Origin of the sequence: Mycolicibacterium brumae, from assembly GCF_025215495.1 — a bacterium.
In the GTDB taxonomy this organism is placed as follows: Bacteria; Actinomycetota; Actinomycetes; order Mycobacteriales; family Mycobacteriaceae; genus Mycobacterium; species Mycobacterium brumae.
This window is the reverse complement of the sequence record NZ_CP104302.1, coordinates 2,664,956-2,678,937: the sequence shown is the minus strand read 5'-3', so window position 1 is coordinate 2,678,937 and position 13,982 is coordinate 2,664,956. Positions and strand designations below refer to the sequence as shown.

15 protein-coding genes and 1 tRNA gene are annotated in these 13,982 nt (G+C 68.3%); 9 read left to right on the top strand and 7 right to left on the bottom strand.

Annotated elements, in window-relative coordinates:
- Positions 1-42: 42 nt before the first annotated feature.
- Positions 43-648 (bottom strand): TetR/AcrR family transcriptional regulator, encoded by a 606-nt coding sequence (locus L2Z93_RS13045; RefSeq protein ID WP_099541321.1) that lies wholly within the window; start codon positions 646-648, stop codon positions 43-45.
- Positions 645-1,319, bottom strand: a complete 675-nt coding sequence (locus L2Z93_RS13040) for a TetR/AcrR family transcriptional regulator (protein ID WP_109395673.1) — start codon at positions 1,317-1,319, stop codon at positions 645-647. The genes L2Z93_RS13045 and L2Z93_RS13040 overlap by 4 nt, the downstream gene beginning before the upstream one ends.
- Positions 1,320-1,426: 107 nt before the next feature.
- Here L2Z93_RS13040 and L2Z93_RS13035 point away from each other — a divergent pair, with 107 nt between their 5' ends.
- From L2Z93_RS13035 to L2Z93_RS13005, 7 genes are all read left to right on the top strand, one after another.
- Positions 1,427-2,830, top strand: coding sequence for an ABC1 kinase family protein (locus tag L2Z93_RS13035; protein WP_090591185.1), 1,404 nt, complete (start codon positions 1,427-1,429; stop codon positions 2,828-2,830).
- A 68-nt stretch (positions 2,831-2,898) separates the two neighbouring features.
- Positions 2,899-3,804: an oxidoreductase gene (locus L2Z93_RS13030; protein ID WP_090591189.1), complete on the top strand. Its 906-nt coding sequence runs from the start codon at positions 2,899-2,901 to the stop codon at positions 3,802-3,804.
- A gap of 33 nt (positions 3,805-3,837) precedes the next feature.
- Positions 3,838-4,683, top strand: a complete 846-nt coding sequence (locus tag L2Z93_RS13025; RefSeq protein ID WP_090591193.1) for an SDR family NAD(P)-dependent oxidoreductase — start codon at positions 3,838-3,840, stop codon at positions 4,681-4,683.
- A gap of 62 nt (positions 4,684-4,745) precedes the next feature.
- A complete protein-coding gene (locus L2Z93_RS13020) occupies positions 4,746-5,474 on the top strand; it encodes a TetR/AcrR family transcriptional regulator (RefSeq protein WP_090591197.1) in 729 nt (242 codons plus the stop codon).
- A gap of 97 nt (positions 5,475-5,571) precedes the next feature.
- Positions 5,572-6,429 (top strand): metal-dependent hydrolase, encoded by an 858-nt coding sequence (locus tag L2Z93_RS13015; protein WP_090591200.1) that lies wholly within the window; start codon positions 5,572-5,574, stop codon positions 6,427-6,429.
- A gap of 128 nt (positions 6,430-6,557) precedes the next feature.
- Complete coding sequence (locus L2Z93_RS13010; RefSeq protein WP_234786203.1) at positions 6,558-8,174, top strand: inorganic phosphate transporter; 1,617 nt, start codon at positions 6,558-6,560, stop codon at positions 8,172-8,174.
- A 93-nt stretch (positions 8,175-8,267) separates the two neighbouring features.
- Positions 8,268-8,750 carry a TspO/MBR family protein gene (locus tag L2Z93_RS13005; protein WP_090591203.1) on the top strand — a complete coding sequence of 161 codons (483 nt, stop codon included), beginning with the start codon at positions 8,268-8,270 and terminating at the stop codon, positions 8,748-8,750.
- A 6-nt stretch (positions 8,751-8,756) separates the two neighbouring features.
- On the opposite strand, the gene L2Z93_RS13000 is transcribed toward L2Z93_RS13005, so the two are convergent.
- Both L2Z93_RS13000 and L2Z93_RS12995 read right to left on the bottom strand, forming a co-directional pair.
- Positions 8,757-9,011: a hypothetical protein gene (locus tag L2Z93_RS13000; protein WP_090591207.1), complete on the bottom strand. Its 255-nt coding sequence runs from the start codon at positions 9,009-9,011 to the stop codon at positions 8,757-8,759.
- Positions 9,012-9,047: 36 nt separating this feature from the next.
- Positions 9,048-10,025, bottom strand: coding sequence for a C45 family autoproteolytic acyltransferase/hydrolase (locus L2Z93_RS12995; RefSeq protein WP_090591211.1), 978 nt, complete (start codon positions 10,023-10,025; stop codon positions 9,048-9,050).
- Positions 10,026-10,164: 139 nt separating this feature from the next.
- On the opposite strand from L2Z93_RS12995, the gene L2Z93_RS12990 reads away from it, so the two are divergent.
- Positions 10,165-10,992 (top strand): DUF1460 domain-containing protein, encoded by an 828-nt coding sequence (locus L2Z93_RS12990; protein ID WP_370745903.1) that lies wholly within the window; start codon positions 10,165-10,167, stop codon positions 10,990-10,992.
- 7 nt (positions 10,993-10,999) lie between these two features.
- Here L2Z93_RS12990 and L2Z93_RS12985 read toward each other — a convergent pair whose 3' ends face one another.
- Complete coding sequence (locus L2Z93_RS12985; RefSeq protein WP_234786204.1) at positions 11,000-12,349, bottom strand: pyridoxal phosphate-dependent decarboxylase family protein; 1,350 nt, start codon at positions 12,347-12,349, stop codon at positions 11,000-11,002.
- An 89-nt stretch (positions 12,350-12,438) separates the two neighbouring features.
- Between L2Z93_RS12985 and L2Z93_RS12980 the strand changes: the two genes are divergently transcribed.
- Positions 12,439-13,098 (top strand): SDR family NAD(P)-dependent oxidoreductase, encoded by a 660-nt coding sequence (locus L2Z93_RS12980; RefSeq protein WP_090591219.1) that lies wholly within the window; start codon positions 12,439-12,441, stop codon positions 13,096-13,098.
- A gap of 116 nt (positions 13,099-13,214) precedes the next feature.
- On the opposite strand, the gene L2Z93_RS12975 is transcribed toward L2Z93_RS12980, so the two are convergent.
- Together L2Z93_RS12975 and orn are read right to left on the bottom strand one after the other, a co-directional pair.
- Positions 13,215-13,287 (bottom strand) — tRNA-His (locus L2Z93_RS12975).
- 51 nt (positions 13,288-13,338) lie between these two features.
- Positions 13,339-13,968 carry an oligoribonuclease gene (gene orn / locus L2Z93_RS12970; protein WP_090591223.1) on the bottom strand — a complete coding sequence of 210 codons (630 nt, stop codon included), beginning with the start codon at positions 13,966-13,968 and terminating at the stop codon, positions 13,339-13,341.
- Positions 13,969-13,982: the final 14 nt, after the last annotated feature.

Here is a 13,982-nt window from a genome sequence, read left to right as displayed (position 1 = left end):
GGTTCCGTCACCTCCCCCAATGGCGAGCCGGGGCACACTCGTCTAGGCGGCGAGCGCGGCGCGCAACAGCTCTCGCATCTGAGTGACGAGATGGTCGATGCCGTCCGGCAAATCGGCGCCGCCGTGCGCGGGCAGCAGCGCCGTCAGGCTCATGCACAGCACCATCTCGCCGAGGATCTCGGCGTCCAGCTCGGGCCGCAGATACCCGGCCCGCACGCCGTGTTCGATCTGTCGGCCGATCGCCTCCGCGAAGGACCCGAAGATCTCCACCGCGCGCCGGGTCAACTCATCGTCGATGGCGCCGGCGTCGAACACGATCAGCGAGACCAGCTTGTTGTCGGTCTCCGACAGCGAATGCAAGGAGCGCAGCGGCGCGGTCACCGCGTCGAGGAATTCCTCCAGCGTCGCCGCCGGATCATCGGGAACTGCGAGCTCCGGCCCGCGTTCGGCCAGGCCGAGATCGATGGTGGCGTCGAGGATCTCGCGCCGGTTGCTGAAGTAGTTGTAGAAGGACCCGTGGCTCAGCCCAGCCGCCGAGACGATGTCGGCCACCGAACAGTTGCGGTATCCGCGGTCGGTGAACACCTCGAACGCAGCCCGGGTCAGCTGGGTGCGCCGATCGGACTCCGATGCGGGCGCGCGGGTCACGGTGTGTCCCCGTCGCCCCGGGAGAACACTCCGTGCCGGACGAAATCGAGCATCGTCGCGCGGTAGCGCCGCCGGCGGGCGGCCTCGGAGCTGCCCATCACCTCGCGCAACCCGGCCGGCACCATCAGTTTGGCCACCAAGGCGCCCAGCACGGCCGGGTCGGCGCCGGGGCGTAGGAAGCCCGCGTCCCTGGCGTCCTCGAACAGCCCGGCGACCATCCCGGCGACGCTGGCCTCCAGACCCAGCGCGCGGAGCTTGAGCTCCTCGTCGATGGCGGCAGCCTCGACCAGCACCAGGGCCAGCAGCTCGGGTTGCTCGTCGATCGCTGCGGTGAGCGCGGTCAGGGCGTCGTCGAAGCGGGCCAGGATGTCTTCCGGCGCGTTCGGCGCGGCGTCGGAGAACAGGCTGGGACGAACCACGTCGAGCAGTTGCTCGGCGGAGTGGTCGAAGACCAGGTCCAGCAATTCGCGTTTGCCGGCGACGTAGCGATACAGGGTGCCCTGGCCGATGCCGGCCTGTCGGGCGATGTCGGACATGGAGGTGTCCTCGTAGCCTTGCGCGGTGAACACGGCGACCGCGGCGGCGACGATCTGCGCGCGCCGCTGTTCCTCCAAGTTGGCCACCGGCGGCCGGCCGCGCCTGCGGCGCGGTGCGGCCGGGATGGCTGACACGCTCGGACTCCCGTCGGTCGATGTTGTCGCGGTGGATCGGCTCTCCGGCGATTTCGCCGACTGGTGTGTCAGACTAGTCGATCAGGGATCTGGCCAGGAGGAATCCGGTGTCCAAACCGTCGAGACGCGACACGGACGAGCTCGCCACCTCACGGATCCGTCGCGGCGCCCAACTCGGCGGCTTGGCGGCCAAGGAGACACTGCGACGGGTCACCTTGAAGGCCGGGGCGGCCGTCATCACCGAATCCCGGCACGAACAGCTGCTGGACCGGGCCAACCAGCGGCTGGCCCGTGATTTCGTGGCGGTGCTGGGCAGCATGCGGGGCGCCGCCATGAAGGTCGGCCAGCTGCTGTCGGTGATGGACCTCGGCATCGTGGACCCCGACGCCCGGGAGTCCTTCCGCAAGCATTTGGCCAGATTGCAGGGCTCGGTCGACGCGATGCCGTTCGACCGGATGCGGCCGGTGATCGAGGCGGATCTCGGGGCCCCGGTCGAGGACCTGTTCGCCACCTTCGACACCCACGCGTTCGCCGCGGCGTCGATCGGCCAGGTGTATCGGGCCACCACTCGCGACGGGCGGGCGGTCGCGGTCAAGGTGCAGTACCCGGGGGTGCGCGCGGCGGTGCGGGCCGACCTGAAGAACCTCGCGCTGTTCCTGCGGATGCAGAAATCGCTGGTGCCGACGATCGCGGCGACCGAGTTCATCGAGGAGGTCACCGCCGAACTCTCCCAGGAACTCGACTACCGCACGGAGCTGGCGAATCAGCTCGCGGTGGCGCGCCGGTTCCGTGGGCACCCGTTCGCGCACATCCCGGCGGTGCTGCCGGAGCTGAGCGCCGGCTCGGTGCTGACCACCGAGTACATCGAGGGGCGCTCGGCCGCCGAGGTCGCCGACCTGCCGGCCGACGAGCGCGACCGGGTGGGGGAGATGATCTACCGGTTCTACTACGGCTCGCTGTTTCGCGACTGCGCGTTCAACGGCGACGCCCACCCGGGCAATTTCCTGTATCGGCCCGACGGGCGGGTGAGCTTCCTGGACTTCGGGCTGTACAAACGGATGGATCCGGCGGCGGTCGACTTCGAGCGTCGCGCCTGGTTGCTGGGCATCGCCGGCGACGGCGACGGGCTGCGCGACATCATGGAGGCCTACGGCGTGCTGCGGCCCGGTTCGACGGTGTCGGGGCAGGATTGCCTGCGCTACACCCTGGACGCGGCCGGCTGGAACTTCGTCGACGACTATGTCGCGGTGCGCCCGATCGACGTCAGCGCGGCGTTGCTGGGGGTGATCAACCCGGCGGCGGAGTCGTTCCGCACCATGCGGGCCGAGCGGCTGCCGCCGGAGCATCTGTTCTCCCGACGGCTGGACTTCCTGATGTTCGGCACCCTCGGCCAGATCGGCGCGGGTGGCAACTGGCGGCGGATCGCCGCGGAATGGCTCGACGGCGCGCCGCCGTCGACGGAGCTGGGGCGCGCCGAGGCCGATTGGCTCGCGCAGCCGCGGGAACGCTGAAACCAATATCCGGACTGATGCGTCACTCCGGGGTATTCGCGGCGCGCGCCGGTGGGTATGGTGGCCCAATGACGTCGACGCGGCCATGGCGGCCCGAGGACATTCCTGACCAGACCGGTCGAACCTTCGTGATCACCGGCGCCAACGGCGGCCTCGGCGAGGTGCTCACCCGGGCGCTGGTCGCCAAGGGCGCCACCGTGGTGATGGCCTGCCGTAACACCGCCAAGGCCGCCGAGATCGCCGACGCGATCACCGCCGACGTCGGCGGCGCGGGGCAGATCCGGGTGGAGGCGCTCGATCTGGGGGACCTGGCCTCGGTCCGGGACTTCGCCGAACGGCAGGGCGAGTTCGACGTGCTGATCAACAACGCCGGGCTGATGAACGTGCCGTTCAGCCGAACCAAGGACGGATTCGAGACCCAGTTCGGTGTCAATCACCTGGGCCACTACGCGCTCACCGGCCTGCTGCTGGACAAGGTGCGCGACCGCGTGGTCAGCGTCTCCAGCATCGCGCACAAGCAGACGCCCAAGCTCTGGATCGACGACCTCAACTATGAAAACCGTTGGTATCAGAGGAATCTGGCCTACGCGCAGTCCAAACTGGCGAACCTGATGTTCGGCCGTGAGCTGCAACGCCGGCTGACGGAGGCCGGTTCGGCGAAGCGGTCCTATGTGGCGCACCCCGGCGTTTCGGGCACCGATCTGTTCACCAAGACCGAGACGCTGATGGATCGGGTGGCCAAGCACGGCGCGCGACTGGTCGGCCACCCCCCCGAGCGGGCCGCGCAGTCCATCCTGCTGGCGGCCACCAGCCCCGACGCCGATCCGACGGTCTACTGGGGCCCGACGAAGTTCGGCCAGACCCAGGGGCCGCCGCAGTCGAGCCCGTCGACCAAGTTGTCCCGCAACGAGCGGCTGTGGCTGCGGCTGTGGGACGAATCGGAGCGGTTGACCGGAGTCTCGTTCGGCCTCTAGCCGACCCCAAACACTCACCCGGAGGAACATCGTATGAAGGACTTCACCGACAAGGTCGCCGTCATCACCGGCGCGGGATCGGGAATCGGCCGCAGCCTGGCGGTCAAACTCGCCGGACACGGCGCCCGGCTCGCACTGTCCGATATCGACACCGCGGCGGTCGCCGACACCGCCAACACCTGCGAGAAGATGGGCGCGCAGGCGGCGCCGTTCACCCTCGACGTGTCCGACCGGGACGCGGTCTACGCGCACGCCGACGACGTCCGAGGCCAGTTCGGCCAGGTCAACCTGGTGTTCAACAACGCAGGCGTGGCGCTGCAGGCCAACGTCGAGGACATGGCCTGGGAAGACTTCGAATGGTTGATGAACATCAACTTCTGGGGCGTCGCCTACGGCACGAAGGCGTTCCTGCCGCACCTCATCGAATCCGGCGACGGCCACATCGTCAACGTGTCCTCGGTGTTCGGGCTGATGGGCATCCCGTCCCAAAGCGCGTACAACGCGGCGAAGTTCGCGGTCCGCGGCTTCACCGAGGCGCTGCGCCAGGAGATGCGCGCCGCCCGGCATCCGGTCGGGGTGACCTGCGTGCATCCCGGCGGGATCAAGACGAACATCGCCGTCAACGCCCGCGGTGTGCCCGACGGCGACCGCGAGCAGGTCGGCAAGGGCTTCGAGACGATCGCGCTCACCCACCCCGACTCGGCGGCGCGGATCATCCTGGGCGGCGTGCGGCGCAATCAGCCCCGGGTGCTGATCGGGCCCGACGCGCGGGTCTTCGACGCGATCCCGCGCGTCATCGGCCCGCGCTATCAGGACGTCGGGGCGCCGGTGTACCGGCTGGCCCAGTCGGTCGCGGGCAGGTTCGGCATCACGCTCTGACCGACGCATCTCGCGCGTCGTAGTGCCCGCGCGGGCACGCGGCGCTGGACTACGATTGCGCGGTGTCGACCGACGCGGACCCCGGACGCGGGCGACTGCCTGCGTTGACCGGTGATGCCCGGGTGGACCGTTGGCGCGAACATCGGGTCGCCGTGCAGGCCGAACTGGTCGAATCCACCCTGGGGGCGATCGAGGAGCACGGCCCGGATCTGTCCATCGATGACGTCGTCAAGGCCGCAGGCGTGCCGCGGCCCAAGCTGTACCGGTTCTTCCATGACAAGGAGTCGCTGTTCGCCGCCGTGGCCGAACGCGCCCAGGAGCTGGTCATCGAGGCGGTGGTGCCGCAGTTCGACCTCGCGGGCACCGCGCGCGGCATGGTCCATTCCGGGCTGGCCGCCTATGTGGATCTGGTCGATGAGCGCCCGAACCTGTTCCGGTTCCTGGTCGGTTCGCATTTCCGCGCCAGTTCCGCCTCGGACCTGATCGAGAGCGGGCGTCCGCTCTCGGATGCGGTGGTGGCGATGCTGTCCGGGCTGATCCGCGCGCGTGACGGCGACGGCGACGGGTTGGAGTACGTCGTCGACGCCGGACTGGGCGCGGTCGCCCTCGGCGTGCTGCGCTGGTTGAACGCCCCGGCCGAGCCCGGGATGCCCGGCGAGGCGCTGTCCAAGGCGCAGCTGGTCGAGCAGCTGACGGTGTTCCTGTGGGGGGCGCTGGCGGCCTGCGCGGAATCTCGCGGTGTCGCGCTCGATCCGGACGCGCCGATCGGCGAGACCGGCTCCGCGGTCTGAGGATGTCGCCGCCCTTGTGTCACCGGTCACATCGCGCTACCGTTTGATCAAACAATCGGTACTAGGTACTGAGGGTTCTGAAGGGAGCTCTGGGTCCATGGTCGATCAGCCGGATGTCGCGAACATCCCCAAGACGCGCCGCATCCGCTTCCAATTCGATTCCGGTGGCGGCGGCAAGTACTTCGTCAACAACGACATTGTGTTCAGCCACTTCGTGGCCGGGTTGTCGGCGTCGTTCCCGCCCGGTGAAGAGGCGTTCATCCGGTCGGTGCGCGCCTACTCCGACCAGATCACCGATCCGGTGCTGAAGAAGAAGGTCGCCGGCTTCATCGGCCAGGAGTCCGTGCACGGCCAACAACACCGGGCGCTCAACGACCAGCTCGCCGACAAGGGCTACTGGGTGCAGTGGTGGGATTCCGAGCAGACCAAGGCTCGGGAGAAGCGCTTCGAGAAGCGGATCGGCCGGCGCCGCCATCTCGCGATGACCGCGGCGTCCGAACACTTCACCGCGGTGCTCGCGCAGCGGGTGCTCGGAACCGAAGAGGTGCAGGCGATTCCGGGTGATCCGGAGGTGTGGAACCTGCTCAACTGGCACGCGCTGGAGGAACTCGAGCACAAGGCGGTGGCGTTCGACGTCTACCGCGCGGTTGGTGGGGATGAGCGCACCCGGATTCGGGTGATGCGGGCGATGCTGGCACTGGGGGTCCCGCTGGTGATCTCGACGCTGCTCATCTCGCTGGCCCGCGACGCCAACGCCCGCCGGCAACCGGTGCGGTTGGTCCGCGAGGCTCACCGGTTGTTCACCGGGCCGCTCGTCAAGGGCATGTGGGCCGACTTCCGCCGCTATCTGCGGCCGGGGTTCCATCCCGACGACATCGACACCAGCGCGCTGCTGGACCGCTGGCAACGCGAGTTATTCGGTGAGCACGGCGCGCTGATCGACAACCTGCGTTGAGTTGTCGCGGTCAGTCCCCATCGGCTCACCGCCGCGTCGCCAGTTGTTCACATCGGGTTGGCTGAGGGGTCGCCGAGCCCGCATAAGTTCTCAGCTGTTTGACAGTCAACAGGCAACTGAGGTAAGACGTGGCGACCAAGACCGCCCCCAGTCCGGCGACGCCCAATCAGGTGGGCTTCCTGGGCCCGGATCGAAACTGGCATCTGACGTTCGGGCTCATGCTGCTCGTCGCGTTCGTGAGTTTCTCGTTCTGGGCATTCGACTATGTCGGTAGCACCGGCGACAAGGCCATCCTGATCGTCGCGACGATCCTGGGCATGTTCATGGCCTTCAACATCGGCGGCAACGATGTGGCCAACTCGTTCGGCACCAGCGTCGGCGCCGGGACGCTGACCATGAAGCAGGCGCTGCTCATCGCGGCGATCTTCGAGGTCAGTGGCGCGGTCATCGCCGGCGGCGAGGTGACCGAGACGATCCGCAGCGGGATCGTCGACCTCAACGGGATGCACATCACCCCGATCGAATTCGTTTACATCATGATGGCCGCGCTGTTCGCGGCGGCGTTCTGGCTGCTGTTCGCCACCCGGATGGGCTACCCGGTCTCCACCACGCACTCGATCATCGGCGGCATCGTCGGCGCCGCGGTCACGCTCGGCTTCGTCAGCGGTGAAGGCGAGTCCGCGCTGTCCACCATCCAGTGGGGTGAGGTCGGGCAGATCGCCGTCTCCTGGGTGCTGTCACCGGCCTTGGGCGGCATCGTCGCCTATCTGCTCTACGGCGCGATCAAGAGCCGGATCCTGACCTACAACGACCTCGCCGACGAGCGGTTGCAGGAGATCAAGACCGAACGGCTCGAGCACCGCGATCGGCACAAGCAGGCCTTCGAGCGGCTCAGCGAGATCCAGCAGATCTCCTACACCAGCGCTCTGGCGCGTGACGCCGTCGCCGCCAACCGGCCGGATTTCGACCCCGACGAGCTGGAGAGCGACTACTACCGGGAGCTCTACGAGATCGACGCGAAGAAGAAGTCGGTCGACGCCTTCCACGCGCTGCAGACCTGGGTGCCGATGCTCGCCGCGTTCGGCGCGATGATCATCGCCGCGATGCTGCTGTTCAAGGGCCTCAAGAACATGCACCTTGGGCTGTCCTCGATGGACAACTACCTCATCATCGCGATGATCGGCGCCGCCGTCTGGATGGCCACCTTCATCTTCGCCAAGACGCTGCGGGGCGAATCCCTGCCGCGGTCGACCTTCCTGATGTTCAGCTGGATGCAGGTGTTCACCGCCTCCGGCTTCGCTTTCAGCCACGGCAGCAACGACATCGCCAACGCCATCGGCCCGTTCGCGGCGATCCTCGACGTGCTCAAGTCGGGGGAGCTGGGCAGCAAGGCCGCAGTCCCCGCCGCAGCCATGCTGGCCTTCGGCATCGCGCTGGTGGCCGGCCTCTGGTTCATCGGCCGCAAGGTGATCGCCACGGTGGGCACCAACCTCACCAAGATGCATCCCGCCTCGGGCTTCTCGGCAGAGCTTTCGGCTGCCGCGGTGGTGATGGGCGCGAGCGCCCTCGGCCTCCCGGTGTCGAGCACCCACATCCTGATCGGCGCGGTGCTCGGCGTCGGCATGGTCAACCGAAACACCAACTGGGGCTTGATGAAGCCGATCGCGCTGGCCTGGGTCATCACCCTGCCCGCGGCGGCCCTGCTGGGCGCCATCGGCCTGCTGGGTGTGCAGGCGCTGTTCTAGCAGCTTGACGAAAGAACGGGTCCCCGTGCCGGAATCGGCGCGGGGGGCCGTTCGTCGTCGGGTCTGGCCCGACGCCGCGCGTAGCATCGAAGCATGCGCCTACGGACCATCGCCCTGACCGCAACCGGCGCCGCTGCGGCGAGCATCGTCGGCGGCCTGGCCAGCAAGCCCAATATCGACACCTGGTACGCCAAACTCGACAAGCCCGGCTACGTTCCGCCGAACGCGGTGTTCCCGGTGGCGTGGACCTCGCTCTACGGCAACATCGCCACCACGTCGGCCAAAGTGATCGACACCCTGCGTGACGAGGGGCGCACCGCCGAGGCCGACGCCTACGGGCGGGCCTTGGCCGCGAACTATCTGCTCAACGGCGCCTGGAGCTGGGTGTTCTTCTCCTGGCATCGGCTGCCCGCGGCCGCGGCTGCCGCCGCGCTGCTCACCGCCAGCAGCGTCGATCTGACCCGCCGCGCCGCCGCCGTGGATCCGAAATTCGGTGCGGCGCTTGCGCTTTACCCGGCGTGGACGGCGTTTGCGACGGTGATGTCCGCGGACATCGCCCGCCGCAACCGCGGCTGAGCGAGGTCACATCCGCCAGCGTTCCCAGGCTGCCTGCTTCGACGTCCCGGACACCTGCGCGACCTGACTCCAGGAGTTCGCCGACGCCAAGCCGCGGGCGGCGATGCCGACCCGCTCGCCGACGTGGCTGACCACCTTGAGCATCTCGGCGAACGATTCGCTGCTGCCGCGGGTGCTGAGCTCGTCGGCGGCCCGGCAGATGAGCGCCGCCAGTTCGGTGGCACTGAGATTCTGCAACGGGAGGTCGGGGACATCCGGCATGGGCGTCAGCCTAGTGGCTGCCGCCCGGGTCGGGAGTCAACAGGCGGGCACGTCCAGGCGCAGTTCGGCGTCCATGGAATCGAAGCTGCGCGTCCAGACCGTTCCCGGCCAACGGTAGTGCAGCACACCGTCATCCGGGCGATAGTCGGCGGTGTACAGGGTCCCGAACCCGCCGGCGTAGTCGGTGCTGCGCAGCGGCGAGGTGAGGAACTCCGCCGCCAACTCGTCGGCGGCCGGTTCCCGTCCCAGCGTGGTCTGCAGGTGGCGGCGGCGCTGCACGCTGCGGTAACGCTCGGCGTGCTCGGGGTCGTCGACCTGGTCGAAGCGGTGGTTGGTCGCCAGTTTGTCGTGGCGGACCTGCATCGTTTTTCCGGGAGCGACGTGGGCGGTGCGGACGCAGCCCCGCGCGTCGGTGAGGGTGAGGTTGTAGGAACCGGAGACCGGCAATCCGTCGAGCCTGTCCAGCGCTTGGGGGACGGTGGCGCTGGACTCCAGCAGGAAACGGACCACCAGCGGGATGCCGAACCCGGGGCCGTACCCCTTGGCGCCGCCGTAGGTCAGCGACACCGCCAGTCCGTCGGAGTTCATCCCGTCGAGCAGCCCCCACAGGCAGTCGCTGGTGCCGAGCACCTGGCGGTCGGCGAACCGGGTGGTCATCACCACCTGCTCGAATAGCGCCGGGTGGTAGTCGTAGTTGCGGATCAGCGCCCGGGGGCCGGAGTCGACGACGACCTGTGAGCAACCCGGCGCGAACGCCGGCATGTTCCAGTGCGTCAGCATGGCCGCGGTCGTCGGGTCGTCGTGCGTGAGGTCGAGCAGTCGCCGGTAGGTGGGGACCAATTCGGGCATGTGCCGGCGCAGCGCCTGCTGGGCGTCGGCCACCGCCGGTCGTTCGCCCGGACCGCCGAGATACCAGTTCCGGTAGCCGTTCCAGGTGGCGTCGTAGAGCGCGCGCCAGCGCGGTCCGGGGATGTCCTCGCGGAACGCGTGCAGAGTCAGAGATTGAGTTCGCATGCGTCAAGGTTTACCTGACGACCGCGAGGTTCGTCAAGAAATTCCTGACGCTCTGCGGCGGCGATCGGGAACCGGGCCGTCGGCGGCGCGGGATAGCCTGAACGGAATCCGGCACGACGGTGAGGAGCGGTGAATGCCCGTGCGATCCCAATCGGCGCGACCAGTCCCGCGGGCGCTTGGCCTGCTGGCCGCACTTGCCCTGCTCGCCGGCCTGGTGACTGCGCCACCGAGTTCGGCAGACCCGGAGGTGTCGATCTCGGCGCAGAGCGAGCGGATCCTGACGGGACTGCTCAGCACCCGCAACCAGATGCAGGCGCAGAGCGTCTCGGCCCGCGCCGCCCTGCTGTCGGCGGACTTCCTCGGCACCCCCTATGGCGCGAACACGCTGATCGGATCGGCGACCCAACCGGAACAACTGGTCGTCGAACTGGGCAGGGTGGACTGCTTCACCTTCGCCGACTACGTGGAGGCGCTCAAGCGCGGCGGCGACCGCGAGGAGTTCCTCGACGGCCTCGTCGACGTGCGCTACCGCGACGGCGTGGTGGACTTCGCGCACCGCAAACACTTCTTCACCGACTGGGCCGCGGTGGGCCCGGCGGTGGCCACCGACGTCACCCCGAGCCTCGGTGACGGTGTCGTCGCGGTCACCAAGAAACTGAACCAAAAGGACAGCGGCGGAACGTATTTGGACGGCATCCCGGTGGTGACCCGCCAGGTGTCCTACCTTCCGAGCAACGCCGTCGACGCGGCGGTGCTGGGCAAACTGCGCACCGGGGACTACCTCGGCGCGTACGCCACCGACGGCGGTCTGGACGTCACCCACGTCGGTGTCTACATCGACACCCCGGATGGCCCGATGTTCCGCAACGCCTCCTCGCTCAGCGGGGACCGCCAGGTGGTGGACACGCCGCTGACCGGCTACCTCGCCACGGTGCCCGGGATCGTGGTGCTGCGCCCGGTGATGTGAGGCCGGTTCATTCCGTCCGGCGCAGCACCTCGCGCACCAACTCCAGGCTGGTGTCCGGGTGCAGGAAGGCGAACCGGCCGACGGTCTCGCCCTCCCATTTCGTCGGCGGGATGAAGGCGACCTCGTCGCTGTGCAGCTGCTGGGCCCACCGGTCGTAGTCGCCGGCCGACCAGCCGATGCGCCGGAACAACACCACCCCGAGATCGGGCTCCCGGATCAGTTCCAACTGCGGCGCCGCGTTGATCAGCTCCGCGGTGTCGCGGGCCAGCTGAGCCGCCACCTCGATCGCCTCCCGGTAGGCGTCGACGCCGTACACCGCCAGGGAGAACCACAGTGGCAGCCCGCGAGCCCGCCGGGTCAGGTGGTAGGCGTAGTCCGACGGGTTCCACTCACCGTCACCGGTGTGGATGACATCGAGGTAGGACGCGTCCTGGGTGTGGGTGGCGCGGGCCAACTGCGGGTCCCGGTACAGCAGCGCGCAGCAGTCGAACGGCGTGAACATCCACTTGTGCGGGTCCAGGATGAACGAATCGGCCTGCTCGATCCCGTCGTACTTGGCCCGCAGTGACCGGGCGAACATCCCCGATCCGCCGTACGCGCCGTCGACGTGGAACCACCAGCCGCGTTCCTTCGCCAACGCCCCGACACCGGCCAGGTCGTCGACGATGCCCGCGTTCGTGGTTCCCGACGTGCACACCACCGCCGCGATATCGGCCTCGGATTCGGGCACCGCGGCGCGGATGGTCTCCGCGGTGAGGCGGTGATCGGGCGTTTCCACGATCAGCGCGTCCATCTCCAACAGGCGCAGGGTGTTGACGATGGAGGAGTGCGCGTCGGTCCCGACGACCACCCGCAGTCGGCCCGTCGCCCCGCGACGCTTCGCGGTCTCCCGCGCCACGGCCAGCGCCGACAGATTGCCGGCCGAACCGCCGGAGACGAAACAGCCGCCGGCCGACCCGGGCAGACCGGCCTCGTCGGCGATCAGCCGCAGCACGCTGTTCTCGGCGGCGATGGCGCCGGACGCCTCCAACCAGGAGATGCCCTGGATCGACGCGCAGGACACCAGCATGTCGAACAGCAGCGCGGCCTTGGTGGGCGCGGCCGGGATGAAGCCCAGGAAGCGCGGGCTGTCGGCGGAGATCACGCTGGGCGCGATCACCGAGGTGTAGACGCCGAGCACCTCGTCGGGCGGCCGCGGCCGGTCCCCGATGACCCCGGCCAGCCGACCGTGCATCTCGTCGGCGCTGAGTTCTCCGCGGTCCAGCGGAACCGGGTTCATCCGCAGCCGATTCTCGGCGTAGGCCAGGACGCTGCGGATCATCTGTTCGGTGCCTTGGTCAACCCGGTGCATGCCCATGGGAGGAGTTTGGCGACTCTGCGCGGCTAAGGTTGTGGATCGACGGGAACTGTTGGAAAGCAACGCGTTCGGCGCTGAAAAGAGCGATCGTGACGGGTGGCGCGCAACGGATCTGGCTGATCACCGGGGCATCGTCGGGCTTCGGCAGGGCGCTGGCCGGCGCGTGCGAGGAGTTCACCCTGGACCAGCTGCGCGAGCAGATGGAGCTGAACTTCTTCGCCGCCGCCGAAATGTCCCGCGCGGTGCTGCCGACCATGCGGGCTCAGCGCTCAGGGCACATCCTGACCGTCAGCAGCATCGCCGGAGTGGTGGCGATGAACGCCGCGGGGCCCTACTGCGCGGCCAAGTTCGCCATCGAGGGCTGGACCGAATCGCTGGCGCTGGAGGTCGCGCCGCTGGGCATCCACGTCACCCTGGTGGAGCCGGGCGCGTTCCGCACCGAGTTCGCCGGCGACGTCAATATGCGCCCGGCCGCGAGCATCGCGGCCTACCGGCCCGTTGTGGAGACCTTCGAGACCTACCTGGAGACCTCGGCGGGCAAGCAGATGGGCGACCCGGCGAAGGCCGCCCAGCGGATGCTGGAAGTCGTCGACAGCGACAATCCGCCGACCCGCCTGATGTTGGGCCGCGACGCCTACGCGATTTGGGACGACACCATCGCCAAGCGGATCGCCGACATCGACTCCTGGCGCGGGCCTGGGGAGGACACCGCCTTCCCGGACGCCGAGATGGCGGAGATCGAGCTGTAGGCGTATTTCGGCGGAACCAGTCATCGAACGAGTTCTCGAATGCCGCCATGGCGTCTCACTCGATGGGCCGAATAGGAAAACCCGCCTACCTGCGTAGACGGGGTTTCCCGCATCGGGGTGGCTGACGGGACTCGAACCCGCGACAGCCAGGATCACAACCTGGTGCTCTACCAACTGAACTACAGCCACCATCGCTGCCCGTGAAGCGCAGCGTGGTCGATAGTAGCCGCTCGCCCCCGGTTAGGCCGAATCGGTTTCCGCTTCGTGATCGCGCGGCGGGCCCAGCTCGGCCGCGACGGCCGAGATTTCGCTGGTCGAGGGACCGGGCGGCGCGACGAACACCGTCTGCCGGTAGTACTTCAACTCCCGGATCGACTCGTGGATGTCGGCCAGCGCCCGGTGCGCCAGGCCCTTCTCCGGCTGACCGAAGTAGATCCGCGGGTACCAGCGTCGGCACAGTTCCTTGATGGAGCTGACGTCGATCATCCGGTAGTGCAGGTAGTTGTCCAGGGCCGGCATGTCCCGGGCGATGAAACCGCGGTCGGTGGCGATCGAGTTCCCGCACAGCGGGGCGACCTTCGCGGTCTTGACGTGGCTCTTGATGTAGTCCAGCACCATCGTCTCCGCGGTGGCCAGATCCACCGTCGAGGCCCTGACCTCGTCGATCAACCCGGACTTGGTGTGCATGGTGGTGACCACCTCGACCATGCCGTCCAGGGCGGCGTCGTCGGCGTGGATCACCACGTCGATGCCGTCGCCGAGCACATTGAGGTCGGCGTCGGTCACCAGCGCCGCGATCTCGATCAGTTTGTCCGAACCGAGATCGAGCCCGGTCATCTCACAGTCGATCCACACCAGTTCATCACGCACAGAGCTCACAGTAG